At 74.3% G+C, this 26,239-nt stretch carries 21 protein-coding genes; 18 read left to right on the forward strand and 3 right to left on the reverse strand.

Going from position 1 to position 26,239, the window contains the following annotated elements:
* Positions 1 to 99: 99 nt before the first annotated feature.
* The 3 genes from OHA34_RS36260 to OHA34_RS36270 form a co-directional block, all read right to left on the reverse strand.
* On the reverse strand, positions 100 to 2,643 hold the full coding sequence (locus OHA34_RS36260) for a transglutaminase family protein (protein ID WP_285936789.1): 2,544 nt from the start codon (positions 2,641 to 2,643) through the stop codon (positions 100 to 102).
* Positions 2,640 to 4,037, reverse strand: coding sequence for a DUF58 domain-containing protein (locus tag OHA34_RS36265; RefSeq protein ID WP_285936788.1), 1,398 nt, complete (start codon positions 4,035 to 4,037; stop codon positions 2,640 to 2,642). Before OHA34_RS36265 ends, OHA34_RS36260 begins: the two co-directional genes overlap by 4 nt.
* Before the next feature lie 72 nt (positions 4,038 to 4,109).
* Positions 4,110 to 5,114: an AAA family ATPase gene (locus OHA34_RS36270; RefSeq protein ID WP_432763026.1), complete on the reverse strand. Its 1,005-nt coding sequence runs from the start codon at positions 5,112 to 5,114 to the stop codon at positions 4,110 to 4,112.
* A 503-nt stretch (positions 5,115 to 5,617) separates the two neighbouring features.
* On the opposite strand from OHA34_RS36270, the gene mraZ reads away from it, so the two are divergent.
* The 18 genes from mraZ to OHA34_RS36360 all read left to right on the forward strand — a co-directional run bounded on the left by mraZ (position 5,618) and on the right by OHA34_RS36360 (position 26,209).
* Positions 5,618 to 6,049: a division/cell wall cluster transcriptional repressor MraZ gene (gene mraZ / locus OHA34_RS36275; RefSeq protein WP_285936786.1), complete on the forward strand. Its 432-nt coding sequence runs from the start codon at positions 5,618 to 5,620 to the stop codon at positions 6,047 to 6,049.
* A 245-nt stretch (positions 6,050 to 6,294) separates the two neighbouring features.
* Positions 6,295 to 7,272 (forward strand): 16S rRNA (cytosine(1402)-N(4))-methyltransferase RsmH, encoded by a 978-nt coding sequence (gene rsmH, locus OHA34_RS36280; protein ID WP_285936785.1) that lies wholly within the window; start codon positions 6,295 to 6,297, stop codon positions 7,270 to 7,272.
* The gene (locus OHA34_RS36285; protein ID WP_329520140.1) at positions 7,269 to 8,132 is read left to right on the forward strand and encodes a hypothetical protein; all 864 of its coding nucleotides are present in this window, start codon (positions 7,269 to 7,271) and stop codon (positions 8,130 to 8,132) included. The genes rsmH and OHA34_RS36285 overlap by 4 nt, the downstream gene beginning before the upstream one ends.
* Positions 8,133 to 8,154: 22 nt before the next feature.
* Positions 8,155 to 10,461: a peptidoglycan D,D-transpeptidase FtsI family protein gene (locus OHA34_RS36290; RefSeq protein ID WP_329520141.1), complete on the forward strand. Its 2,307-nt coding sequence runs from the start codon at positions 8,155 to 8,157 to the stop codon at positions 10,459 to 10,461.
* An 81-nt stretch (positions 10,462 to 10,542) separates the two neighbouring features.
* Positions 10,543 to 12,084, forward strand: a complete 1,542-nt coding sequence (locus OHA34_RS36295) for a UDP-N-acetylmuramoyl-L-alanyl-D-glutamate--2,6-diaminopimelate ligase (protein ID WP_285936782.1) — start codon at positions 10,543 to 10,545, stop codon at positions 12,082 to 12,084.
* Positions 12,081 to 13,505, forward strand: a complete 1,425-nt coding sequence (locus OHA34_RS36300) for a UDP-N-acetylmuramoyl-tripeptide--D-alanyl-D-alanine ligase (protein ID WP_329520142.1) — start codon at positions 12,081 to 12,083, stop codon at positions 13,503 to 13,505. Before OHA34_RS36295 ends, OHA34_RS36300 begins: the two co-directional genes overlap by 4 nt.
* Positions 13,502 to 14,563 (forward strand): phospho-N-acetylmuramoyl-pentapeptide-transferase, encoded by a 1,062-nt coding sequence (gene mraY / locus OHA34_RS36305; protein ID WP_285936780.1) that lies wholly within the window; start codon positions 13,502 to 13,504, stop codon positions 14,561 to 14,563. Before OHA34_RS36300 ends, mraY begins: the two co-directional genes overlap by 4 nt.
* The gene (gene murD / locus OHA34_RS36310) at positions 14,545 to 16,023 is read left to right on the forward strand and encodes a UDP-N-acetylmuramoyl-L-alanine--D-glutamate ligase (RefSeq protein ID WP_329520143.1); all 1,479 of its coding nucleotides are present in this window, start codon (positions 14,545 to 14,547) and stop codon (positions 16,021 to 16,023) included. Before mraY ends, murD begins: the two co-directional genes overlap by 19 nt.
* A 2-nt stretch (positions 16,024 to 16,025) precedes the next feature.
* On the forward strand, positions 16,026 to 17,285 hold the full coding sequence (gene ftsW, locus OHA34_RS36315) for a putative lipid II flippase FtsW (RefSeq protein WP_285936778.1): 1,260 nt from the start codon (positions 16,026 to 16,028) through the stop codon (positions 17,283 to 17,285).
* A gap of 115 nt (positions 17,286 to 17,400) precedes the next feature.
* Positions 17,401 to 18,492, forward strand: coding sequence for an undecaprenyldiphospho-muramoylpentapeptide beta-N-acetylglucosaminyltransferase (gene murG / locus OHA34_RS36320; RefSeq protein ID WP_329520144.1), 1,092 nt, complete (start codon positions 17,401 to 17,403; stop codon positions 18,490 to 18,492).
* Between the two features lie 73 nt (positions 18,493 to 18,565).
* Entirely contained in the window at positions 18,566 to 19,963 is a 1,398-nt protein-coding gene (gene murC / locus OHA34_RS36325; RefSeq protein ID WP_285936776.1) for a UDP-N-acetylmuramate--L-alanine ligase, read from the forward strand.
* Positions 19,964 to 20,018: 55 nt separating this feature from the next.
* The gene (locus tag OHA34_RS36330) at positions 20,019 to 20,792 is read left to right on the forward strand and encodes a cell division protein FtsQ/DivIB (RefSeq protein WP_329520145.1); all 774 of its coding nucleotides are present in this window, start codon (positions 20,019 to 20,021) and stop codon (positions 20,790 to 20,792) included.
* Between the two features lie 495 nt (positions 20,793 to 21,287).
* The gene (gene ftsZ / locus OHA34_RS36335; RefSeq protein ID WP_329520146.1) at positions 21,288 to 22,772 is read left to right on the forward strand and encodes a cell division protein FtsZ; all 1,485 of its coding nucleotides are present in this window, start codon (positions 21,288 to 21,290) and stop codon (positions 22,770 to 22,772) included.
* On the forward strand, positions 22,769 to 23,497 hold the full coding sequence (gene pgeF, locus OHA34_RS36340; protein WP_329520147.1) for a peptidoglycan editing factor PgeF: 729 nt from the start codon (positions 22,769 to 22,771) through the stop codon (positions 23,495 to 23,497). Before ftsZ ends, pgeF begins: the two co-directional genes overlap by 4 nt.
* On the forward strand, positions 23,497 to 24,246 hold the full coding sequence (locus OHA34_RS36345; RefSeq protein WP_285936772.1) for a YggS family pyridoxal phosphate-dependent enzyme: 750 nt from the start codon (positions 23,497 to 23,499) through the stop codon (positions 24,244 to 24,246). The genes pgeF and OHA34_RS36345 overlap by 1 nt, the downstream gene beginning before the upstream one ends.
* A 105-nt stretch (positions 24,247 to 24,351) precedes the next feature.
* Positions 24,352 to 24,888 carry a cell division protein SepF gene (locus OHA34_RS36350; RefSeq protein WP_285936771.1) on the forward strand — a complete coding sequence of 179 codons (537 nt, stop codon included), beginning with the start codon at positions 24,352 to 24,354 and terminating at the stop codon, positions 24,886 to 24,888.
* A 21-nt stretch (positions 24,889 to 24,909) separates the two neighbouring features.
* Complete coding sequence (locus OHA34_RS36355) at positions 24,910 to 25,194, forward strand: YggT family protein (protein ID WP_285938546.1); 285 nt, start codon at positions 24,910 to 24,912, stop codon at positions 25,192 to 25,194.
* A gap of 49 nt (positions 25,195 to 25,243) precedes the next feature.
* Positions 25,244 to 26,209, forward strand: a complete 966-nt coding sequence (locus OHA34_RS36360) for a DivIVA domain-containing protein (RefSeq protein ID WP_285936770.1) — start codon at positions 25,244 to 25,246, stop codon at positions 26,207 to 26,209.
* Positions 26,210 to 26,239 lie beyond the last annotated feature (30 nt).

The raw sequence follows: 26,239 nt of genomic DNA on the forward strand, positions 1-26,239 counted from the left end.
AGACCCCGCCCCCACCCCCTCGCGTACACGTCCTCCCCACGCCGTGCCGGATCTCCGATCCGGCACGGCTTCTGCTTTGCGGGCGACCCCAGCGGGCCGTCACTCGGGGTGGCCGCGGTCCTTCCGGCGGACGCGGCGGCCGAGGCGGCCGGCGAGGTCGTCCAGCCGGTTGGCGGCCTCCAGGGTCCGGCCGCCGGCGCCGCGCAGGACCGAGAAGGTGAGATCGACCGTCGACGGGGGGAGTAGCCGGGCGCGCAAGCGGGTGCCGCGGCCCACCGAGGCGGCGAACGCCTCGCGGACGGTCCGCACGTCCGCCTTGAGCGATTCGGGCGGCACGGCCTGCTGCGACCGGGAGTAGCGGGCCAGCTCCTCGGCGTGGGCGATGCGGCCCAGCGCACCGCTGCCCGGGTCGTCCAGCTCGAGGAGCTCGCCCAGGCGCCGCGCCACGGCGCGGGGCGAATCGCTGGCCCGCCAGTCGAGGCCGTGGTCGAGGGCGTCCGCCCGCATCTCCCCCCAGGCCGCGTGCGCGGCATCGGCCGGATCGGGGTCCCGGCCGATGCCGGGGGAGGGACCGCGCCGGCGGGGCGGCGCGTCCCGGCGGGGCTTTTTGCCGCGCGGGGCGACGGCGGCCCAGTGCCGGCGCCGGGAGAGCAGCCGCACCACCAGCGGCACCGAGAGGAGCATCAGCGCGACGAGCAGCGCGGCGCCCAGCCACGCCATCGGGAATCCGCCGCCGCCGTCGTCGTCGGTGATGACCGGCTCCGCCGCCGGGCCGTCGGCCGGACCGAGGTCCTGGTTGTGCCGGGGCCCCGAGCCGGGGGTGCCCGGCTCCGGCTCCGACGACGGCGACCCGGGCTTCGGCGCGTTCTCCTGCCCCGCTTCCCGGCCGGGGGCGTCGCTGGACGGCTCGCTGTAGGCGGGCGCGACGGCGGTGCCCTGGCCCGCCGGCCCGGCGGGAGTCGGCTCGAACCGGACCCAGCCGGCGCCCTCGAAGTACAGCTCGGGCCAGGCGTGCGCGTCGCGGGACCGCACCGTCCACTCGCCGGCCCGGTTCTGCTCGCCGGGGGTGTAGCCCATCGCGACGCGGGACGGGATCCCGAGGACCCGGGCCATCACCGCCATGCCCGCCGCGAACTGCTCGCAGTAGCCCCGCCGGTTGTGCAGCAGGAAGTCGGCCAATTCACCGCCGTGCTGCGGCGGCTGGGCCGCCAGGTCGTACCGGAACCCGCCCTTCTCGGTGAACCAGCGCTGCAACCGGACGGCCTGCCCGTACCCGGTCGTCGCGCCCGAGGTGACCTCGCGCGCCAGCGCCTTGACCTGTGGGGGCACGTTCCCCGGCACGCTGGCGTACTGGTCCAGGATGTCGCTGGGCGCCGAGCTCGCCGCGGCGAGCTCGGCGCCGCTCGGCTGCGCGCGGATGCTCTCGACGGTGAATGACCGGCCGCCCGCCGAGTCGCGCAGCGAGTAGACCATCAGGGAGGCCGGGTGCACCCGCCAGTCGCCCTTGATCGACACTCGGGCCGGCGCGTACGGCACGGGCAGGAAGGTCATGCGCTTGACCTCCGGACGCACCTGCACCCTGGTCTTCACCACGTGGGAGGGGGCGGCGCCGAGGCCGGGCGCGGCCGGCAGGGTGCGGCCCGCCAGCCGGTCCTCCTCGCTGCTCTGAAGGGCGTTGTAGGTCCACCGGTCGCCGTCGAACCGGTCCAGCGCGTACAACCGCAGGTAGTCGGGGCCCGCCGGGTCGTCGCTCCGGTAGGTGAGCACGACCGAGTCGTCCTGGCGGGCCAGCTCCCGCTTGAGGCTGACCAGCGGGTCGGGGGTGGTGACGGTCCGGAGCCCGCCGTCGCCCTCGCCGCCGCCGCCCATGCCGAACAGGCCGCGCGGATGGATCCCGGGGACGGCTGCGGGCAGCAGCACCGCGACCGCGACGGCGGCCGCTCCGATCCGCCGGCCGCTGGCCGCGAGGGCGCTGGAGTCGGGACGCTCGCCCCGCGCCGGCCCGTCCTGCGGCGCGCCGGCCCCGGCCATCGGGACCTCCTCCGACCAGCGCGGGGTGAAGACCGCCCGGCCCCACCCGCCGACCTGCTCGCGCGAGTCGCTCATCAGCAGGGCCAGGAACCCGAGCGCGCCCAGGCCGAACGCCAGCCAGCTCACGTCGTCCTCGCGGACCGCCGCCGGCACGCTGTACATCGCCAGCAGGGGCAGCCCGGCGGGCGCGGCCCGGCGGAGCCGGACGGCGAGGAGGTCGACCAGGACGGCGACGAGGCCGACGCCCGCGGCGGCCAGCAGCGAGATGCCCGGTACCAGCGGCACCGGCGCGGCGTACTGGTTGGCGGCTTGCCAGCCGTCGCCGATCAGGTCGGCGAGCGCGCGCTCCGACGACGGGGTCGGGATGACGCCGAGCCACGCGGCCCCCGGGACGTGCACCGCGGTCAGGTAGAGGTGCAGCGCGGCCACGCCGCCGAACGCGCTGAACACCGCGGGCACCCGGAACCGCCGCACCAGCATCCCGCCCGCCATGACCGCGACCACCGCGCCGAGCGCGTGGACGAACCAGCCTCCGCCGGAGAACAGCGGGTAGAGCCCCGCCGAGCCGGCCAGCGTCGCCAGCCCGGCGACGATCGTCATGCGGACCCTCATGAACCGTCCCTGGCGAAGTCCTCGGTGGCCTGGTCGGCCAGCGCCCACGCGCCGGCGAGGTCGGCGGCGGAGCGGACGACCGCGACCCGCCAGCCGCCCGCGCGCAGCAGCCGCGCGGTGCGGGCGCTCGTGGCCGGCGCCGCCGGATCCTCCGTGCTGCCGGAGGCCGCCGCGCCGTCGCCCTCCGCCGTGCCCGTCCCGCCCGTCTCGCTCGCGGCGCCCGTCTCGCTCGCGGCGCCTGTCTCGCCCGCTTTGCCGCTCCGGCCGGGGCGGGCCGGGGCGGACGGGTCGACGAGGATCGCGACGCAGGTGGCGGTGCCGCGCCGGGCCGCCGCGATCGAGCGGGCCTCGTCCGGCTTGAGCACGCCGAACACGGCCACCACCAGCCCGTCGCCGTCGCGCCCCTGGCCGAGCGTGCCGCGCAGCGCGGCCAGCCCCGCCGTGAGCGAGCGCGCGCCCGACACCTGCGCCACCGCCAGCGCGTCGAGGAGCAGCCCCTCGAAGGCGCTCTCGAACGACACCGACGAGGGCAACGCCTCGCCGCCGTCGGTCACGTACCGCAGGCCCATCCCGGCCCGGCCGAGGTGCACGCCGACCGACGCGGTGACCGACACCGCCTGCTCGAACGACCCGCCGGGCCCCTCGCCCCAGTGCGCGGCGCGGCGGGTGTCGAGGAACAGGGTCCCGCTGCTCTGCCAGTGCTGCTCCTCGCGCCGCACCATGAGCTCGCCGTACCTGGCGGTCGAGCGCCAGTGCACCCGCCGCAGGTCGTCGCCGTGCCGGTACTCGCGCGGGGCCGCGTCGTCCTCGCCCGCGGTGGCGACCGTCCGGGCCAGGCTCTCGCCGCCGCCGGTCCACGCGCCCGCCAGCCGCCCCGCGGGCAGCGGCACGATCGCGGGCGTGACCGTCAGGGTGTCGGCCAGGCTGAACGACCGGACCAGCTCCACCATCCCGAACGGGTCGGCCAGCCGGACGATCAGCGGCCCGACCCGGTAGCGGCCCCGCACGTCGGACCGGATCCGGTAGCTGAGCTGCCGCGAGCCCTGCGGCTCGATCCGGTCGAGGACGAACCGGGCCCGTCCGCCCAGCGTGTACGGCACCTGGTCCTCGACCATCAGCAGCCCGCTCGGCAGCCGCGACACGTTCTCCAGCCGCAGGTCGGCCTGCGCCTCGTGGCCCACCGGCAGCCGGGACGGCGTGAGCCGCCGCGCGCACGCCAGCCGGTAGCGGGTCCGCGAGACGGCCAGCGTGCACAGCAGCGGCAGCGCCAGGACGAGGACCCCGGCGCGCAGCAGGTCGCGCTCACCGAGGGCGAAGGCGCACACGATCGCGGTCGCCCCGGCGGCCACGAACGACCGCCCTCGGGTGGTCAGACCGGCAAGCGCTCTTCTCAACGGTCACTTCCTGGGGGGACGGTCGCGGTCAGGTCCCGGGAACGGTCCGGTGGCGGACCGCGCCCGGGGTGATCACTGTCTGAGGGAGGGTACCGGCAGCCGAGCGACCAGCTCGGCGACCACGTGCTCGGGCCGGCGCCGCTCGACCTGCGCCTCGGCGGTCGGCAGGAGCCGGTGGGCCAGCACCGGGACGGCCAGGTCCTGGAGGTCGTCGGGCAGCACGTAGTCGCGCTCGTCGAGCGCCGCGTACGCCCGCGCCGCCCGCACCAGGTGCAGGGTGGCCCGCGGCGAGGCGCCCAGGCGCAGCTCGGGGTGGCCCCGGGTGGCGGTCACCAGGTCGATCGCGTACTGGCGGACGGCGGGGGCGACGTGCTGGTGCCGCACCACCTCGATCAGCTCGCGGACGTCGGCGTCGTGCGCGACGGGGCCGAGCCGGTCGAGCGGGGAGGACCGCCCGTGCGCGTCGAGCATCTCCAGCTCGGCGGCCGGGTCGGGGTAGCCCATCGAGATCCGGGCGGTGAACCGGTCGCGCTGCGCCTCGGGCAGCGGGTAGGTGCCCTCCATCTCCACCGGGTTCTGGGTGGCGATGACCATGAACGGCCGGTCCAGCGCGTAGGTGGTGCCGTCGACGGTGACCTGGCGCTCCTCCATGCACTCCAGCAGCGCCGACTGCGTCTTCGGCGAGGCCCGGTTGATCTCGTCGCCGACCACGATGTTGGCGAACACCGGCCCCGGCTTGAACTCGAACTCGCGCTGCTCCTGGTTGTAGGCGCTCACCCCGGTGATGTCGCTCGGCAGCAGGTCGGGGGTGAACTGCACCCGCCGCACCGAGCAGTCGATCGAGCGCGCGAGCGACTTGGCGAGCATCGTCTTGCCGACCCCGGGCACGTCCTCGATCAGCAGGTGCCCCTCGGCCAGCAGCACCGTCAGCGCCAGCCGGACCACCGCGCTCTTGCCCTCGATGACCGACTCGACCGCTTCGCGGATCTTGCCGGCGACCTGCGCCAGCCCTTCGAGCCCGAGGCCCGTACCGCCGTGCGGCGCGGAACCGGGGGGCGACGGGGGGTCGGTCTCCATGAACGACTCTCCGTGCGTGCCTACTGCCACCGGCAACCCTCCTCAGCCTTCCGGCCGCGTGGTGTGCTGACCGGCTCGTCCCCAGGATCTGCCCCGCCACGGGGCCCTCCCGCGAGCCGGCGCGGCGCTTCCGTGCCCGCCCGAACGACAGTACGTCGTCGGGACGGCCGCCGCGATGTCGAAGTGGAACGGGTGCCCATTGTGCTGCACCGAGATCGACGCCACGGCCGACCGGCCGCCCCACCTTCCCCCACCGTCCCGTCCGGAACGCTGCGGACGGGACGCGCCCGGCGGACTGCGGCGGCGTCGCCGGCGGTCCCGCCTGAGCGGCGCGCGGCGGCGCCCTCGCGCACCCCACTCCGCCCCACCCCTGCTGACCTGGCGCTTTGTTGACGATCACGTCCGGCGCAGCGTGTTTTCCTTGTTGACGGTGGGGAAGAGTGGAGTAGAGTGGGGCGCCGTGGGGAGCCGGAGCGCCCCCCGCGGCGCGGGAGGTGGGGCCGGTGTTCCTCGGCACCCATTCACCGCGTCTCGACGACAAGGGACGACTGTTCCTGCCGGCGAAGTACCGCGAGGAGCTGTCGGGGGGATTGGTGATCACGAAGGGCCAGGAGCGCTGCCTGTACGTCTTCCCCATGGCAGAGTTCCAGCGCATCACCGAGGCTCTGCGCAGCGCGCCGGTCACCGAGAAGGCGGTGCGCGCCTACAGCCGGGTCTTCTTCGCCAGCGCGTCCGACGAGGTTCCCGACAAGCAGGGACGCGTCACCATCCCAGCGCCGCTGCGCGCGTACGCGGGACTGGTGCGCGACTGCACGGTCATCGGAGCCAACACACGCTTGGAAATCTGGGACACGAAGGCGTGGGAGACCTACCTCGAGGAAGAGGAGCAGGCGTTCTCCGACGTCTCGGAGGAGGTGTTGCCAGGGATCCTCTGAGAAACGACTCGTCGGTCCGATGACCGGCTCTGGCCCACGTTCGGCCAGGTCTCCAGCCGCTCTCCGAGCCAGCTGGCGCAGCTTCCCCGGTGCCAGACGGCGACCCCCCGCGGGTTTACGCGGTGACTTCCTCAGGGCAGCGGATGGGGACCTGGCCGGGCGAGGCCGCCGCCGGGGGTGCGGAAACGGTCCGGACGGCGATGCCACAAGTCCGCGAGCGAGGTGGCAGTACGAGGGGGTGGACCATGGACGTGGGTGACCACGCGGCCGAATCCGGTCACGTACCGGTCATGCTCGACCGCGTCCTGACACTGCTGGCGCCCGCCGTGCAGATCACCGGCCGCGCCCCGGTCTACCTCGACGGCACCCTCGGCATGGGCGGCCACGCCGAGGCCATGCTGCGGGCCCACCCCGGACTCAGGCTGATCGGCCTCGACCGCGACACCACCGCGCTGGAGCGCTCCGCCCGCAGGCTCGCCCCGTTCGGCGACCGGGTGACGCTCGTGCACGCCGTCTACGACGAGCTGCCGTCGGTGCTCGACCGGCTCGGCGTGCCGGCGGTCGACGCCGCGCTGTTCGACCTCGGCGTCTCGTCCCCCCAGCTCGACGAGGCCGGCCGCGGCTTCGCCTATTCCTATGACGCCCCCCTCGACATGCGGATGGACCGCACTCAGAGCCTCACCGCGGCCGAGGTCGTCAACGGCTACCCGCCCGCCGAGCTCGCCCGCATCCTGCGCGAGTACGGCGAGGAGCGGTTCGCCCAGCGGATCGCCTCCGCGATCGCGCGCGAGCGCGAGCACACCCCGCTCGACTCCACCAGGCGGCTGGCCGACCTGGTGCGCACCTCGATCCCCGCCGCGACCCGCCGCACCGGCGGCAATCCGGCCAAGCGCACCTTCCAGGCGCTGCGCATCGAGGTGAACGGCGAGCTCGACACCTGGCGCCGGGCGCTGCCCGCGGCGCTGGCCGCCCTCCCGGTCGGCGGCCGGATCGTCGTGCTCAGCTATCACTCGCTCGAGGACCGCATCACCAAGCAGGTCCTCGCGGCCCAAGTGGCCGACACCACCCCGCCCGACCTGCCCGTCCCCTTGCCCGGACACCAGCCGAGGTTCCGGCTGCTGACGCGCGGGGCCGAGCTGCCGACGGACGGGGAGACCGCGACCAACCCACGGGCCGGGTCGGTGCGATTGCGCGCCGCCGAGCGGGTCCGGGAGGCGACATGACCACGACGACCAGACGCCCGCCGGGAACCGCGCCGTCCACGCCGAAGGCCCGCCCCGAGCGCAGGCCCGCCGAGCGCCCGGCAGCGGACCGCAAGCCCGCGGACCGCAAGCCCGCGGACCGCCGGCCGCCCGAGCGCGCCGCCGGCAAGGCCGCCAAGCCGGTCAAGCCCGCCAAGCCCGCAAAGAAGAAGAGGACGCCGGAGAAGCCCGCCAAGGCCCCGGCGACCGCCAAGACCACGGCGAAGACCGCCACGAAGACCATGGCGAAGACCGCCACGAAGACGACGCCGCCGCCGAGGCCCGCCGAGCCCGCGAAGGCCCCCAAGCCCGCGAAGGCGGGCAAGGCGGCCGGGGCGCGGTCGCGGGCCGGGGCGGGCCCGGCGCGGCCGACGGTCCGCCAGACGACGCCGCCGCGCACTCCGTTCGTGCTGCTCATCGTGGGGCTGCTCGGCGGCGCGCTGGTCAGCCTGCTGCTGCTCAACACCGTCCTCGCCGAGGACGCCTTCACCTTCACCCGGCTCCAGCGGAGCAACAAGCTCCTCGAGCAGCAGCGCCAGGCGCTCCAGAGCGACATCGCGCGGGAGGAGTCGCCCGCAGGGCTCGACACCAAGGCCAGGGGGCAGAACTGGCACCAGGCCGAGGCGCCGGCGTTCATCGACGGCCGCACCGGCAAGACCATCGGCGACCCGGGCGCGCAGGCGCCGAACGGGGCCGCCGCCGCGGCGGGCGCGGCCGGCGTCGTCGGCGTCCCGGGCGCGGTCGTGTCCGGCGACGGCGTCGCGTCTCCCGCCTCGCCCGCCCCGGCCACGCCCGGCGCCCCCGGCGGCGCCACCGCGCGGCCGGGCGGCGGTTCGCCGTGAACGGGGCGGAGCGGGGTGCATCGTGACCAAGCGTCCTGGACGCGGGCCCGGCGGGCCGCCCACGGGCCCGAAGCGCGGCGGCCAGGGACGCGGTCCCCGCGGGACGGCGGGGCCGGAAGAGAAGAGCGGCCCGGGCGCGGCGCGCGCGTCCGGGCGTAAAACGGGCAACCCTCCACGGTCGCCGGGCGGCAGCACCGCCCGGCGACCGGCCCGTGGTGGCGCCGTCCCCCCGCAGCGGGGGAAGGGCGCCAAGGGGGGCGCGACCGGCAAGCCGGCCAAGGGCAAGGACACCAAGGAGACCACCGCCGGGAAACCGGCCGCCCCGAAGCCCGCGAAGTCCGCGAAGCCCGCGAAGCCTGTGAAGGCCGCGAAGCCCGCGGCCAAGGCCAAGGAGTCCGGGAAGAAGGACGCCAAGGCCAAGGGCGGCGAGCGCTCCCGCCGGGCGGCGTCGGGCATGACCGCGCCGCCGAAGACCCGCCGCGGCGACGCCGCCGCGGCCCGTCCCGGCGGCCCGCGCGGGCCCGGCACCGGCTCGGGGCCGTCCCGGCGGCCCCCGCCGCGCAAGCCGCGCCCTCCGCGCCCCCGCGTCCCGTTCCACCGCCGCGACCCGCTCAAGCGGCTCAATGTCACACTGCTGGTCGTCGCGTTCGTGCTGTCGCTGTTCGCCGGACGGCTCGTCCAGCTCCAGACGATCGAGTCCGACAAGTACAGCGCGAAGGCGATGGAACAGCGGCTCAAGGACATCACCCTGCCCGCGGTCCGCGGCGACATCACCGACGCGCAGGGCAACCCCCTCGCGATGACGGTGGAGGCGCGGTCGGTCTTCGCCGACCCGCACGTGATCAAGGCGGACAAGCGGCAGGCGATCGTCAACGCGCTGGCGCCGACCCTCGGCCTGGACCCGGCCTACGTGATGAAGGTGATCAGCACCCCCGGCACGCAGTTCGTCTACCTCGCGCACGGCATCAGCCCGGCGCAGGCCCGGCTGGTCACCGCGTGGAAGTTCCTCGGCATCGGCACCGAGCCCGAGTACCGCCGGCAGTACCCCAACGACTCGCTCGCCGCGGGCGTCGTCGGGTTCGTCAACAAGCAGGGCGAGGGCGGCGCCGGGCTGGAGTCGGCGCTGAACGACCAGCTCGCCGGCCGGGACGGCAAGCAGCGCGTCGAGATCAGCCCCGAGGGGCAGCACATCCCGCTCGGCGAGGACCAGAAGCGGCCCCCGGTGCCCGGCCGCGGGCTGCGGCTCACCCTGATGCGCGACATCCAGTTCAAGGCGCAGCAGGCGATCGAGCAGCAGGTCAAGAAGCGCGGCGCGCGCGGCGGCAGCGTGGTGGTGATGGACCCGCGCAGCGGCCAGCTCCTCGCGATGGCCTCGGCCCCGGGCTACGACCCGAACCAGTTCGGCAAATCGCCGCCCGAGCGGTGGGGCAGCCCGCTGGTGCAGGAGGCGTACGAGCCGGGCAGCACCGGCAAGGTCGTCACAGCCGCCGCGGTGATGGAGAAGGGCGGGGTGCGCCCCGACACGCCCTTCACCGTCCCCGACCGGATCGGGAAGGCCGACCGGGTCTTCAACGATTCGCACCCGCACGAGGTGCAGCACCTGACGTTCGCGGGGGTGCTGGCCACCTCCAGCAACGTCGGCACCATCAAGGCCAGCGACAGCATCAGCAAGGAGACGCTCTACCAGTTCCTGCGCGACTTCGGGTTCGGGCAGCCGACCGGCGTCGGCCTGCCCGCCGAGACGGCCGGGCAGCTCCAACCGCCCGACAAGTGGTCGGGCACCGACCGCTACGCGATCGCGTTCGGGCAGTCGGTCTCGGTGAACGCGCTCCAGATGGCCAGCGTGTACGCCACGATCGCCAACGGCGGCGTGCGCGTCATGCCGAACCTCATCGCCGGCACGACCGCCGGCGACGGCTCGTTCACCCCGGCCGCCGCGCCGGCCACCAAGCAGGTGATCAGCGCCGGGACGGCCCGGCAGATCAGCGACATGCTGGAGGGCGTCACCACCAACGAGGGGACCGCGCCGCTGGCGCAGATCCCCGGCTACCGGGTGGCCGGCAAGACCGGAACCGCCGAGAACCTGAACCCGCGCTGCGGCTGCTACAAGGGCGGCGGCTTCACCGCCTCGTTCGCCGGGTTCGCGCCGGCCGACAATCCGCGGCTCGTCGTCCAGGTCGTCCTGCAGGATCCCAAGCGGGGCAGCCACTATGGTGGCGAGGCGGCGGCCCCGGTCTTCCGGGACGTGATGAGCTTCGCGTTGCAGACCCGCAAGATCCCGCCGACGGGGAGCAAATCGCCGATCGTCAAGATCCACGCCCGGGACTGACCGCAGCGAGTACCCTCACTCGCCGTGAGTCCAGCTTCCGTGCACCACCAATCCCGTTCCACCCGCACCGAAAGAAACGCCATGCGCCCGACGACGAACCAGGCCCGTCCGCTGAACGGGCTCGCGGCGCTCCTCGGCATCGAGTGGAGCGAGCACGCCGCGCCGGGCGAGGAGGCGGCGGTCTCGGGGATCACCCACGACTCGCGCGCGGTGCGGCCCGGCGACCTGTACGCCGCGCTGCCCGGCACCCGCGTGCACGGCGCGCGGTTCGCCGCGCAGGCCGCCGAGGCGGGCGCGGCGGCGATCCTGACCGACGTCGCGGGGTACGAGGACGCCTCGGCCACCGGCCTGCCCGTCCTGGTCGTGCAGGACGCGCGGGCGAGCCTCGGCGACGCCGCCGCCTGGGTGTACGGGGAGCCCGCCCGCGACCTGACCCTCATCGGGGTCACCGGCACCAGCGGCAAGACCACCACCGTGTACCTGCTGGAGGCCGGGCTCCGCGCCGCCGGGATCGACACCGGCGTGGTCGGCACGGTGGAGATGCGCATCGGCGACACCCGGCTGCCGAGCGCGCTGACCACGCCCGAGGCCACCGACCTGCACGCGATCTTCGCGATGATGCGGGAGCGCGGCATCGGAGCCGGCGCGATGGAGGTCTCCAGCCACGCGCTGGCCCAGGGCCGGGTCGGCGGCGCGCACTACGACGTGGCGATCTTCACCAACCTGTCCCAGGACCACCTGGACTACCACCCGACGATGCGGGACTACTTCCTGGCCAAGGCCCGGCTGTTCACGCCGGAGTACAGCCGGGTCGGCGTGATCAACCTGGACGACCACTACGGCCGGGAGCTCCTGGAGATCGCCACGGTGCCGACCACGACGTTCTCGGCCACCGGCGACCCGGCCGCCGACTGGCGGGCCGAGGACGTCCGGGTGGGCGCCGACGGCAGCGTCTTCCGCGTCGTCGGCCCCGGCGGCATCGAGGCCGACGGGGCGGTGCAGCTCACCGGGCCGTTCAACGTGGCCAACGCGCTCTCGGCGATCGTGGCGCTGGTCGAGGCGGGCATCGGGCTGCCCACCGCGGTGCACGGCGTCGCCGCGCTGCCGGGCGTGCCCGGGCGGCTGGAGCGGGTGGACGAGGGCCAGGAGTTCGTCACCCTGGTCGACTACTCGCACAAGCCCGGCGCGCTGGAGGCGGTGCTCACCGCGCTGCGCCCGGTCACCGAGGGCCGGCTGGCGGTGGTGCTCGGCTGCGGCGGCGACCGCGACCGCGGCAAGCGCCCGCTGATGGGCGAGGCCGCCGCGCGGCTGGCCGACATGGCGTATTTCACCGACGACAACCCGCGGTCCGAGGACCCCCTGTGCATCCTCGCCGCTATGGTCGAGGGCGGGCTCAAGGTGCCGCAGCCGCAGCGCGCGCACATCGTGGTCGAACCCGACCGCGCCGCCGCGATCGGGCTGGCGATCGGCCGGGCCCGCCGCGGCGATGTCGTCCTGGTCGCGGGCAAGGGCCACGAGCAGGGGCAGTACGTGGCCGGCGAGGTGTTCTGGTTCGATGACCGCGAGGTCGTGCGCGAGGCGCTGACCGGGCGGAACGTGAGAGGGGACGGGACGCAGGCGTGATCCCACTACCGCTGTCGGCGATCGCGGAGATCACCGGCGGGGTGCTGCGCGGAGGCCGTCCGGACGCCGTGGTGAGCGGCCCCGTGATCATCGACTCCCGCGCGGCCGAACCCGGCGCGCTGTTCGTGGCACTGCGCGGCGAGCACGCCGACGGGCACGACTTCGCCGCCGCCGCGCTCGCCGCGGGCGCCGCCGGGGTACTCGCCGAACGGCCCGTCGAGACGCTCCCGGACGAGCCCGGCGGGCCCCCGGGGCCGCCCGGCGCGGCCGTGGTGGTCGGCGACGCCCAGGAGGGCCTCGGGCTGCTGGCCCGCGGCGTCCTGGCCCGGCTGCCGGACGCCGCCGTCATCGCGGTCACCGGTTCGGCCGGCAAGACCTCCACCAAGGACCTCATCGCGCAGCTCGTCGGCGCGGCGGCGCCGACCGTCGCGCCGGTCGGCTCGTTCAACAACGAGATCGGGCTGCCGCTGACCGTGCTGCGCGCCGACGCCGGCACCCGGTACCTGGTGCTGGAGATGGGCGCGCGTGGCATCGGTCACATCGCCTACCTCGCCGGCATCGCGCGCCCCCGCGTCGGGGTGGTCCTCAACGTGGGCACCGCGCACATCGGCGAGTTCGGCAGCCAGGAGGCGGTGGCGCGCGCGAAGGGCGAGCTGGCCGAGGCGGTGCCGCGCGAGGGCACCGCCGTCCTGAACGCCGACGACCCGCTGGTGCTGGCCATGGCGGCCCGCACGCCCGCCGAGATCGTCACGTTCGGCCGGTCGCCGGACGCGATCGTCCGGGCCGAGGGCGAGCGGCTGGACGACGCGGGACGGCCCAGGTTCTCCCTGGTCACCCCGGAGGGGACGGCGCAGGTCGAGCTCGGCCTGCACGGCTCGCACGCGGTCGTCAACGCGCTGGCCGCCGCCGCCGCGGCGCGCGCGGCGGGGCTCGGCCTGGACGAGATCGCCGCGGGCCTGTGCCGGGCGCGCCCGGCCAGCCGGTGGCGGATGGAGGTCACCGAGCGGCCGGACGGCGTGACGGTGGTCAACGACGCCTACAACGCCAATCCCGAGTCGACGCGGGCCGCGCTCGACGTCCTCGGGCACATGGCCAGGGGGCGCCGCGCCTACGCGGTGCTCGGCGAGATGGCCGAGCTCGGTGCCTCCTCTGTGGCGGAACATGTCAAGATCGGGCAGCATGTCGCGCGCAGCGGGATCGCCGGCCTCGTGGTGGTCGGCGCCAACGCGGCGCCGATGGCCGATGGGGCCGGGCAGGTGGGGTCATGGACGGGAGAGTGCGTACAGGTGGATGACGTCGGCGCGGCGGTAACCGCGCTCAGAGAGCGGCTCCGGCCGCAGGACGTCGTGCTGGTGAAGGGCTCTCGCGTCGCAGGGCTGGAACGGGTCGCCGAGGGGATCCTCGGAGGTGACCCGGCATGACCAACATCATCATCGCCGCCGGGGTGGCCCTGGTCTTCGTGATGGTCGGCACCCCGTTCTGGATCCGGGTGGTCAACCGGCTCGGCTACGGCCAGATGATCCGCGAGGAGGGCCCGGAGGCGCATCTCAACAAGCGCGGCACCCCCACCATGGGCGGCACGGTCTTCATCGTCGGGTCGCTGGTCGGGTACGCGGTGGCGCACCTGGTCACGACGAACGTGCCGACGGTGTCGGGCCTGCTGGTGCTGTTCCTGATGACCGGCCTCGGGTTCGTCGGATTCGTCGACGACTACATCAAGGTGTTCAAGCAGCGCAGCCTGGGGCTGCGCAGCGGCGCCAAGATGATCGGCATCATCCTGGTCGGCGTGATCTTCGCGATCGCGTCGCTGAACTTCCCCAACGGGTACGACATCACCCCCGCCTCCCCGCATCTGTCCTTCCTGCGCGACTTCGGCCCCTCGATCGGCCCGTACCTGTTCGTGGTGTGGGCGCTGCTGCTGATCGCGGCGATGTCCAACGGGGTGAACCTCACCGACGGGCTGGACGGCCTGGCCGCCGGCCCGGCCGGCATGGTGCTCGCCGCGTACGTGATCATCGGCAACTGGCAGCTCCGCAACAGCTGCTACGACTTCGCGCTGGCCCCCAACTGCTACAGCGTCCGCGACCCGCTCGACCTCGCCGTGGTCGCCGCGGCGGTCCTCGGCGGCGTGTTCGGGTTCCTGTGGTGGAACGCCCCGCCCGCCAAGATCTTCATGGGCGACACCGGCTCGCTGGCCCTCGGCGGCGTGCTGGTCGGCCTGGCCATCCTCACCCGCACCCAGTTCCTGCTGGCGGTCCTCTGCGGGCTGATCGTGATGATCACCCTGTCGGTGGTGATCCAGGTCGGCGGGTTCAAGATGACCCGCAAACGGGTGTTCAAGATGGCGCCGCTCCAGCACCACTTCGAGCTGTCCGGCTGGGCCGAGACCACCATCGTCGTGCGGTTCTGGCTGATGTCGGCGCTGTTCACCGCGATCGGCCTCGGCCTGTTCTACCTGGAATGGATGCCCAAGAAGTGAACGGCGACCAGTGGGCCGGACTCGAGGTCTGCGTGGCCGGCCTGGGCGTCTCCGGCCGCGCCGCCGCCCGCGCCCTGGCCGGACGGGGCGCCCGCGTCACGATCGTCGACGCGCGCGACGACGCGGCCACCCGCGAGCACGCCGCCGGGCTGGCGGCCCTCGGTGTGACCGTGCGGCTCGGCGACGGCGACACCCTCCCCGCCGGGACGCGGCTGGTCGTCACGTCCCCGGGGTGGCGGCCGGACGTCCCGCTCCTGGCCGCGGCGGCCGGCGCCGGCGTCGAGATCCTCGGCGAGGTCGAGCTGGCCTGGCGGCTGCGTCCCGAGGGCGCGGCGCCGTGGCTGGCGATCACCGGGACCGACGGCAAGACCACGGTCGTCCGGATGCTGGCGTCCATGCTCACCGCCGCCGGGCACCGCGCCCTCGCGGTCGGCAACGTCGGCACGCCGATCGTGGAGGCGGTCACCGCCGGGACCGGGGGCGGCCCGTCCGCGGACGGGCGGGGACCCTACGACGTGCTGGCGGTCGAGCTGTCCAGCTACCAGCTGCACTGGTCGAGCAGCCTGGTGCCGTTCGCCGCGGCGGTGCTCAACATCGCGCCCGACCACCTCGACTGGCACGGCACCATGGACGCCTACGTCGGCGCCAAGGCCAAGGTCTACGCGCCCGGCACGATCGCCGTCTACAACGCCGACGACCCGGCCGCGGCGGCGCTGTCGGAGGGGTCCGCGCGCCGTGTCGGCTTCACCCTCGCCACCCCGGCCCCTGGGCTGCTCGGCGTCGTCGAGGGCCTGCTGGTCGACCGGGCGCTGACCGCCGACCCGCGGAACGAGGCCGCCGAGCTGGCCGCGCTGGAGGACGTGCGCCCGTTCGCGCCCCACAATGTCGCCAACGCGCTCGCCGCGGCGGCGCTGGCGCGCGCGTTCGGGGTGCCGTCCGAGGCGGTGCGCGAGGGGCTGCGGGCCTTCGTGCCCGACCCGCACCGCATCCAGCACGTCGCCGACATCGGGGGTGTGGCCTACGTCAACGACTCCAAGGCCACCCAGCCGCACGCCGCCGCCGCGTCGCTGGCCGCCTACGATCCCGTCGTGTGGATCGCGGGCGGCCTGCTGAAGGGCCTGGACGTCGACGACCTGGTCGCCTCCTGCGCCGCCCGGCTCCGCGGCGTGGTGCTGATGGGCCGCGACCGGCAGCGGATCGCGGAGGCACTCGCGCGACACGCGCCGGATGTCCCGGTCGTGGACATGGCGGACACCGACACTGGGGCCATGGACCGCGTCGTCAGCCACGCCGCCGGCCTCGCCCGCCCGGGCGACACCGTGCTGCTCGCCCCCGTCGGGGCCTCCTTCGACATGTTCGCGAACTATCCGGCCCGCGGCGACGCGTTCATGGCGGCGGTGCGGCGCCTGGCCGCGCCGGGGCCGTCCGGCACTGGGGACGACTCCCCGAGCCCGCGGTAGCGATGACGACCGCCGCACCGGCCGAGGAGCCGCAGCCGAGGCGGTCCGGGCCGCGCGAGCAGGTGGTCGCCGCGATCGGGCTGCTCGACCGCCCGCTCACCTCCTACTACCTGGTGCTCGGCTGCTCGGTGATGCTGCTCGCGCTCGGGCTGACCATGGTGCTGTCGGCGTCCAGCGTCAAGCAGCTCCAGGCGACCGGCTCGGCCTACGCCCTGTTCCAGAAGCAGGCGATGTGGATGGCGATCGGGCTGCCCGGGATGTGGCTGGCCTCCCGGCTCCCGGTGAAGACCTTCCGCGCCCTGGCCTACCCGCTGCTGCTGCTGTCGGTGGTGGTGCTGGCCCTGGTGCTGGTGCCCGGCCTCGGCCGCAGCGCGGGCGGCGCGACCCGCTGGATCAGCCTCGGCCCGCTCCAGATCCAGCCGTCCGAGCCGGCCAAGCTCGCCCTGGTGCTGTGGGGCGCCGACCTGCTGGCCCGCAAGGAACGGCTCGGCCAGCTCACCGAATGGCGCCCGCTGCTGGTCCCGCTGCTGCCGGGCGCCAGCCTGCTGGTGCTGCTGGTGATGCTCGGCAACGACCTCGGTACCACGCTGGTGCTGCTCACCATCTTCCTGGCGCTGCTGTGGGTGGTCGGCGCGCCCGGACGCCTGTTCATCGGCATCGTCGGGCTGGTGTGCCTGCTGGTGTCGATCCTCATCGTCGCGAAGCCGTACCGGTTGGAGCGGCTCACCGGCTTCCTCGACCCGACGGGCAACCAGCTCACCACCAACTACCAGGGCACCCAGGGGCTGTTCGCGGTGGCCTCGGGCGGCTGGTTCGGCACCGGGCTTGGGGAGGGGAGGGCCAAGTGGGACTTCCTGCCGCACGCCGACACCGACTTCATCTTCGCGATCGTCGGGGAGGAGTTCGGGCTGGTCGGCACGCTGGTGGTGCTCGGCCTGTTCGGGCTGCTGGCCTACGCCGGGCTGCGGATCGCCCGCCGGGTCAAGGACCCGTTCACCCGGCTCGCCGCGACCGGCGCCACCGCCTGGGTGGTGGTGCAGGCGATCGTGAACATCGGCGCGGTCATCGGTGTGCTTCCCATCACAGGCATCCCGTTGCCGCTGGTCTCCTACGGTGGCTCGGCGCTGATCCCCACCTTGATCGCGCTCGGCATGATGCTCGCTTTCGCCAAACGCGAGCCGGGCGCCAGGCAGGCGCTGGCCGCACGCGGCCCCGGACCGGTCCTGCGGGCTCTAAGCTGGCTGGGCCTGGCACGACGTTGAGCCCCCCTCCGGGGTGCCGGACGGCCTGGCGCCCGTCGACCGCGCGGACGCGCGGCACGGGCCGCGGGGTCCGCGGCACCGCACCGACGAACACGCTGAGGAGATGTCAACGAGCATGAGGGTTGTCCTGGCCGGCGGCGGCACCGCCGGACACATCGAGCCCGCCCTGGCACTGGCCGACGCGCTGCGCCGCAACGACCCCGGTGTCGGGATCACCTGCCTCGGCACCGAACGGGGCCTGGAGACCCGGCTGGTCCCGGCGCGGGGCTACGAGCTCGCCCTGATCCCGCCGGTGCCGCTGCCGCGGACGCTGACCCCCCGGCTGCTGTCGGTCCCCGGCCGGCTGCGCGGGGCGATCAACGCCGCCGCCTCGGTCCTGGACCAGGCGCAGGCCGACGTCCTGGTCGGGTTCGGCGGCTACGTCGCCACCCCCGGCTACCTGGCGGCGCGCAAGCGCAAGGTGCCGATCATCGTGCACGAGGCCAACCCGAAGCCCGGCCTGGCCAACAAGCTCGGCTCCCGGTTCACCGACCACGTCGCGGTCTCGCACGTCGACTCGCCGCTGCCGAACGCCACGTTCGTCGGCATCCCGCTGCGCCGCGAGGTCGCCACGCTCGACCGGCTCGCGATGGGCGACAAGGCCAGGTCCTACTTCGGGCTGCTGCCCGACCTGCCCACCCTGCTGATCTTCGGCGGGTCGCAGGGCGCCCGGTCGCTCAACCGGGCCGCGGTGGCCGCCGCGCCGGCGTTCCGGCAGGCCGGCATCCAGGTGCTGCACATCGTCGGACCCAAGAACACCGAGGAGCCCGACACGGTCGCGGGCGGCCCCCAGTACGTCACCATCCCCTACTGTGACCGGATGGACCTGGCCTACGCCGCCGCCGACATGGCGATGTGCCGCGCCGGCGCGATGACCTGCGCCGAGCTGGCCGCGGTGGCGCTGCCCGCGGTGTACGTGCCGCTGCCGATCGGCAACGGCGAGCAGCGGTTCAACGCCGAGCCGATCGTGCAGGGCGGCGGCGGCCTGCTGGTCGACGACGCCGAGCTGACCCCCGAGTGGATCGGGCAGCACCTGCTGCCGGTGCTCGCCGACCCGGGCCGGGTGGCGCACATGTCGGAGGCGGCCGGCCGGATGGGCCGCCGCGACGCCGACGTGGCCCTGGCCCAGATGGTGTACGACGTGGTCCGCGCGGCGGGCCGCCAGTGAGCCGGGCCGCCCGTCCGGCACCGCGCGCGGCGGTCGTGCCGCACGGGGCGAGCGAGGGGACGAGCGCCACCCGATGAGTCTGATCAGTCCTGCTGAGGTCGTGCCGGCCGGCGAGCTCGGCAAGGTCCACTTCATCGCGATCGGCGGGGCGGGCATGTCCGGCATCGCCCGCATCATGCTCAAGCGCGGCATCGCGGTGTCGGGCAGTGACGCCCGCGACTCCGACCTGCTCGGCCAGCTCGCCGGGCTGGGCGCCGAGGTCCACGTGGGCCACGACGCCGCGCACGTGGGCGACGCCGACACGGTGGTGGTCTCCACCGCGATCCGCGATGCCAACCCGGAACTGGTCGCCGCCCGCGAGCGCGGGCTGCGGGTGCTGCACCGCTCGGCCGCGCTGGCCGCGCTGATGGCCGGCCGGCGCGGCGTCGCGGTGGCCGGCACGCACGGCAAGACCACCACCACCTCGATGCTGACGGTGGCGTTGCAGCACGCCGGCGCCGACCCGTCCTACTGCATCGGCGGCCAGCTCGTCACCACCGGGCTCGGCGCCGACGAGGGCAAGGGCGAGGCGTTCGTGGCCGAGGCCGACGAGAGCGACGGCTCGTTCCTGATGTACGCGCCCGACATCGCGGTCGTCACCAACGTCGAGGCCGACCATCTCGACAATTACGGCGGTTTCGAGATGGTGAAGGAGAACTTCGCCCGGTTCGTCGACCGGATCGAGCCGGGCGGCACGCTGGTGGCGGGCGCCGACGACGCGGTCGCGATGGAGCTGGCCGAGCGCGCCCGCGCGCGCGGCCTGACCGTCCGCACCTACGGGCGGGCACCCGGCGCAGACCTGCGGGTCACCGGTTTCGCCCCCGACGGGCTCGGCTCGCGGTTCGAGATCGACGGGGTCGGCGAGGTGACGCTGAACGTCCCGGGACGGCACAACGCGCTCAACGCCGCCGCCGTCGTCGCGGTCGCGCAGGCCCTCGAGGTCGACCTGTCCGCCGTCCGCGCGGGGCTGGCCGCCTTCGGCGGGGCGATGCGCCGGCTGGAGCTCAAGGGCGAGGCGGGCGGGGTCCGTGTCTTCGACAGCTACGCGCACCATCCCACCGAGGTCGGCGCCGACCTGGAGGCCATCCGCGACCTGGCCGGCGGGGGCCGCCTCGTCGCGGTCTTCCAACCGCACCTCTACAGCCGCACCCGGTTCTTCGCGGCCGAGTTCGGCGCGGCCCTCGGGCTGGCCGACGCGGCGGTGGTGCTCGACGTCTACGGCGCGCGGGAGGACCCCGAGCCCGGGGTGGACGGCTCCCTGGTCGCCGAGCGGATCCCCGCCGCCACCGACTCGGTGTACGTGCCCGTCTGGGACGAGGTGCCCGCGGCGGCGGCCGGGCTCGCCCGTCCCGGCGACGTGGTCGTCACGCTCGGCGCGGGCGACGTGACCCGGCTGGGCCCGCTGATCCTGGAGCGGCTGGCCGCCTCCTGAGCGGCGCCGGGCGTGGGCGCTCCGCGCCCGCCGTGATCACTGCCAAGCTGGACCCATGACGGAGGCGGGCACGAGCCGGACCGCGACCGGCGAGGTCGCGCCGTCCGGCGACCGGGACGGCGGCCACCGGCCGTCCGCGGGGCGCCGCGCGCGCGACCGCTGGAAGGTGGTGTTCGTCACCCTGCTGGTGGTGGCGGTGCTCGGCACGGTGACCTGGGTCCTGCTCGGGTCGCGGCTGCTGGTGGTGCGCGAGGTCGAGGTGTCGGGCACCCGGCTGGCGTCCCGCGACCAGGTGGTGGCCGCGGCCGGGATACGGCTCGGGCTGCCGATGGCGCGGCTCGACACGGACGAGATCCGCGGCCGGGTGGAGCGGCTGCGCGAGGTCGAGTCGGCGGAGGTCGAGCGGCACTGGCCGGCGACGGTCCGGATCGTGGTGCGCGACCGCGTCCCCCTGGTCATGGTGGAACGCGGCGGGCGCTACCACCGGCTCGACCGGCACGGCGTCACCGTCGCCGACGGCACGGCCCGCCCGGCGGGCCTCCCGGTGCTGACCGTCACGTCCCCGGGACCGTCCGACCCGGCGACCCTCGCGGCGCTGCGCGTGCTCACCGACCTGCCCGGACGCCTGCACCGGCGGCTGAGCGAGGTCGAGGCGTCCAGCCCGGAGTCGGTGACCCTGCGGCTGTCGGGCGACCTGACCGTGGTCTGGGGGCCCGCCGAACGGTCCGCGGAGAAGATCCGGCTGCTCGACGCGTTGCAGCGTACGGCGGCGGGGCGCGCAGCCCGTACCATCGACGTGAGTTCACCCGAGGTCGTCACCACGCAGTGACCCGCGCTCCGGCGCGCCACCGCGCGGCACCGTCCTCGGGCACGGGCGGGACGGTCCGGACGTTCTTCCGGTGGCGGCCTCGAGAGGGGCGCCGGGGAAGAACGTCCATTCGGTCCGATCCGGTGCGTGTGTCGCGGGGATTCCGGCCGCCCGATGAGGCACGCTTGAACGGTCGGCCCGGATCGGGCGGGCGGCGGGCCGAGCGGAGTGGTGTAGGGGAGATGTTCCAGCGCCAACCAGGGCAACTGGTGCTCTCGCGACACGCCGATTCAGTTCAGGGCAGGTTAGTTGACCCTGACGGTAAGGCCGCCCTACTGTCCGTATCAGTCCTCAGGTTGACATAACTGTAAGCCTCAAGTTGAGGGTGAGGGTTGAGGGTGGTCCGTACCGCCCCGATTCCCGCCATAAGCACACCCAGGTCAGGTACACCGCAGCGGCACTGGTCGGCAGACCGGTCCGGCCGGTCGGATAGAGCGAGCGGAAAGGCCCCTCGTCGTGGCAGCACCGCAGAATTACCTCGCGGTCATCAAGGTCGTCGGAATCGGCGGCGGCGGCGTCAACGCCGTCAACCGGATGATCGAAGAGGGACTCAAGGGCGTCGAATTCATCGCTATCAACACGGACGCCCAGGCGCTGCTGATGAGTGACGCCGACGTCAAGCTCGACGTGGGCCGCGAGCTCACCCGCGGGCTCGGCGCCGGGGCCAACCCGGACGTGGGCCGCAAGGCCGCCGAGGACCACCGCGAGGAGATCGAGGAGGTCCTCAAGGGTGCGGACATGGTGTTCGTGACCGCGGGCGAGGGCGGTGGCACCGGCACCGGCGGCGCCCCCGTGGTGGCCAACATCGCCCGGTCCCTCGGCGCCCTCACCATCGGGGTGGTGACCCGCCCGTTCAGCTTCGAGGGCAAGCGCCGCGCGATGCAGGCCGAGGCGGGAATAGAGACACTGCGCGACGAGGTCGACACCCTCATCGTGATCCCCAACGACCGGCTGCTGTCGATCTCCGACCGCCAGGTCAGCGTGCTGGACGCGTTCAAGGCCGCCGACCAGGTGCTGCTGTCCGGTGTCCAGGGCATCACCGACCTGATCACCACGCCGGGCCTGATCAACCTGGACTTCGCCGACGTGAAGTCGGTCATGTCCGGCGCCGGGTCCGCGCTGATGGGCATCGGCTCGGCGCGCGGCGACGACCGCTCGGTGGCCGCCGCCGAGATGGCGATCTCCAGTCCGCTGCTGGAGGCCAGCATCGACGGCGCGCACGGCGTGCTGCTGTCCATCTCCGGCGGCTCCGACCTCGGCCTGTTCGAGATCAACGAGGCGGCGCAGTTGGTGTCCAACGCCGCCGCGACGGACGCCAACATCATCTTCGGCGCGGTCATCGACGACGCGCTCGGCGACGAGGTCCGGGTCACGGTGATCGCGGCGGGTTTTGACGAGGGCCGACCCGAGAAGCCGGCCCCTGAACCCGAGGCCAAGAGGGTCCCGCCGCCGCCGCGGCCGACCCCGCCGCCGCCCGCGAGCCCGCCCCCGCCGCCCGCGTCGCTCAACCCGATCCCGAGCCGGGTCGGCCGCACCGAGCCGGTCGGCTCGACCGGGCCGCAGCAGTCGGTGGCCCAGGCCGCCGCGGCGCAGCCCGGCCTCCCGCACCGTCCCGAGGCCGAGCGCCCGCAGCCCGGCGGGCCGGGCTCCGACGACCGCGGCCCGGGCCGTGGCGCCGCGCCGCGCGACGAGGCGGTCCGGGCCGAGGGCCCGCCCGTGTCGCCGGTCCCGCAGCCCGCCGCGTCCGTCGGCCGCGAGGGCGGCGCACCGGGTCCCGGCGATTCCGCGCCCCGCCCGCCCGCGCCCCGGGCGCCGGGCGAGACGGCTCCCTCGCGGGTGCACGCCGGCGAGGGCGAGAGCGGCCCGTCCACCGGGCAGCGCCGCCGCCCGGTGGTGTTCGACGAGGACGACGACCTCGACGTGCCCGACTTCCTCAAGTGATCACGAGCGTCACCCTGGGCGACGGCGTCGGCGCCGGGTTCACCGGACGCGCCGGCGGCGTGAGCACCGCCCCCTTCGACTCGCTCAACCTGGGCGGCGCGGTCGGCGACGACCCCGCCTCGGTCCGGGACAACCGGGCCCGCGCCGCGGCCGGGCTGGGCGTCGACCCGGGCCGCACCGTATGGATGCGGCAGGTCCACGGCGCCGAGGTGGCCTTCGTCACCGCGGGCGCCGAGATCCCCCCGGTGGACGCGATCGTCACGACCGTTCCCGGGCTGGTCCTGGCGGTGCTGGTCGCCGACTGCGCGCCGGTCCTGCTCGCCGATCCGGTGGCGGGCGTCGTCGGCGCCGCGCACTCGGGCCGTCCGGGCACGGCCGCCGGTGTCGTCCCCGCCCTGCTGAAGCTGATGTGCGAGCACGGCGCCGACCCCGCCCGTGTCGCCGCGGCCATCGGCCCCGCGGCCTGCGGCGGCTGCTACGAGGTGCCGGCCGGGATGCGCGACGAGGTCGCCGCCGCCGTCCCCGCCGCGCACGCCACCACCCGCAAGGGCACCCCTGGCCTGGACCTCCGCGCCGGGATCGCCGGGCAGCTCGCCGGCGGCGGCGTCACCGACGTCCGGATCGACCCCCGGTGCACCATCGAGACCCCCGGACTCTTCTCCTACCGCCGCGACGGCCGCACCGGCCGCTTCGCCGGCCACGTTTGGCTCAAGGAAACCTCCTGATGAACCACGAAGACGCCGCCGCCCCCGGCGCGCGGCGCGACGAGCTCGCCGCCAACCTCGCCGACGTCCGCGAGCGCGTCGCCGCCGCCTGCGCCGCGGCCGGACGGGACCCCGCCGGCGTCACGCTGGTCGCGGTGACCAAGACCTTCCCGGCCTCCGACGTGCGCCTGCTCGCCGGGCTCGGCCTCACCGACGTCGCCGAGAACCGCGACCAGGAGGCCCGGCCCAAGGCAGCCGAGACCGCCGACCTCCCGCTCACCTGGCACTTCGTCGGACGCCTTCAGACCAACAAGGCGCGGGCCGTGACCGGCTACGCCGCCGTCGTCCAGTCCGTCGACCGCCCGAGGCTGGTCACCGCGCTGTCGTCGGCGGCCGAGCGGGCCGGGCGCACGGTGCGCTGCCTGGTGCAGGTCTCGCTGGACGACCCGGACGGCCCGGACGGGCCCGGCGCGGTGGGGGGCCGCGGCGGCGCCGCGCCCGCCGACGCGCTCGGACTCGCCGACGCGATCGCCGCTGCGGAGGGTCTGGAACTCGGCGGGGTGATGGCGGTCGCGCCGCTGGACGCCGACCCGCTGCCCGCCTTCGAACGTCTCGCGCAGGTCGCCGAATCGGTGCGCGCGGCGCACCCGGGGGCCGGTGTGCTGTCGGCCGGGATGAGCGGCGATCTGGAACAGGCGATCGCGTGTGGCGCGACACACCTGCGGATCGGTACGGCGTTGCTCGGCGGCCGGCGGGCAATCGTCAGGTAATGTCCCCCCAGTGGTACCTGCTGAAACGGCAGGTCGCACTGACGGAGAGTCCGACGGCGGCGCCGACGCGCCGGGTGCCGCGGCCACAGGACGACGGAGGGACGTATGGCCAGCGCGATGCGCAAGATGGCGGTCTACCTCGGCCTCGTGGAGGACGACCGTTACAACGCCAAGTACGACGACTATGACGAGTACGACCCGTACGACGAGGAGGCCGATCCCGGCCAGGGACGGCGTCGCGACGACGAATCCGCCGGTCAGCTTACCGGAGGTGAGGAGACCGCGGACGGCGATCTTGATCATCACGCAGCGTCCGCCACCGAGCGACGCTCCGTGGCGCTCTACGAGTCGGGTACCACCGACCTTGCGCGTATCACTACGCTGCACCCCAGAACCTACAACGAGGCCAGGACCATCGGGGAGCACTTCCGTGAGGGCACCCCGGTGATCATGAATCTGACCGAGATGGTGGACAGCGACGCCAAGCGTCTGGTCGACTTCGCGGCGGGTCTCGTGTTCGGACTGCACGGGAGCATCGAGCGTGTTACCAACAAGGTGTTCCTGCTGTCACCGGCCAACGTGGAGGTGACGGCCGAGGACAAGGCCCGGATGGCAGAACGAGGGTTCTTCAACCAAAGCTGACAGCCACATGCGAGAGTGTCCGTGACAATCGTTGGATCCGTGCTGAGCGCACTGCTCTACATCTTCCTCCTCTTCCTGATCGGGAGGTTGATCCTCGAAGTCCTGCAGTCGTTCGCCCGGTCATGGAAGCCCACTGGAGTGGTGCTGGTGATCGCGGAGGCGACGTACACCATCACCGACCCGCCACTGAAACTGCTGAGGCGTTTCATCCCGCCGATACGTCTGGGTAACGTGGCGTTGGACCTCAGTTTCACGGTCCTCATCCTTGTGGTCTGGGTAATGATCATCTTCGTGCAGAGGCTCTGATCGGATACCGTCCTTCGGGACAGACTCCAAGCGCGCCAAGGAGACGAACATGCCGCTGACACCCGCAGATGTGCGGAACAAGCAGTTCAGTACGACCAGGCTGAGGCCGGGTTACGACGAGGAGGAGGTGGACGCCTTCCTCGACGATGTCGAGGGAGAGCTCGACCGTCTCATCCAGGAGAACGAGGAGCTGCGCGCGAAGCTGGCCGAGTGCCTGCGCGGCAAGGTCCCCGCCATGGCCGCGCCCATCGTGGAGCCCAAGCCCGACGTCGCCCAGATCCCCGAGCCCCCCCGGCCCGAGCCGCAGCCCAAGCCCGAGCCCGAGCCGGCCCTCGGCGGCCTCGGCATGTCCGCCGCCCCGACCGGCGAGGACAACATGGACACCGCGGCGCGCGTGCTCGCGCTGGCGCAGCAGACCGCCGACCAGGCGATCGCCGACGCCCGCCGCGAGGCCGACGAGACGCTGGGCCGCGCCCGCCGCGAGGCCGAGGAGATCCTCGGCAAGGCCCGCCGGCAGGCCGACCAGATCGTCAGCGAGGCCCGGTCCCGCGCCGAGGCCCTCGACCGCGACGCGCAGGAGCGGCACCGCCAGGTGATGGGATCGCTCGTGCAGCAGCGCGAGGAGCTCGAGCGCGAGGTCGACAACCTGCGCGCGTTCGAGCGCGAGTACCGCAGCCGGCTGAAGGTCTACCTCGAGGGCCAGCTCCGCGACCTCGAGGCGGGCAGCACCGAGACCGGCGGTTTCCCGGCCGTCCCCGGCGGCTCCATGCAGTCCGGCGGTCAGCAGCAGCCCATCGGCCAGCCCGTCGGACAGCAGTCAGGCCCCCCGACCGGCCCCCAGAACGCGCTTCCCCACGCCCCCGAGAACCGCAACGGCCTCTCTGGCCAGGGCGTCCCCACCGGCCCCTCGCCCTTCCCGCCGCCCGCCGAGCCGGTGCAGCACGCGCAGCAGGTTCAGCACTCGGCCACCGGCGCGTTCCACGTCGGCGACACCCCGCCGCACGAGAGGCGCTAAGGCCCGCCCCGCAGGCGATAGTGTCTTCTC

Source organism: Spirillospora sp. NBC_01491 (genome assembly GCF_036227065.1).
Classification (GTDB): domain Bacteria; phylum Actinomycetota; class Actinomycetes; order Streptosporangiales; family Streptosporangiaceae; genus Spirillospora; species Spirillospora xylanilytica.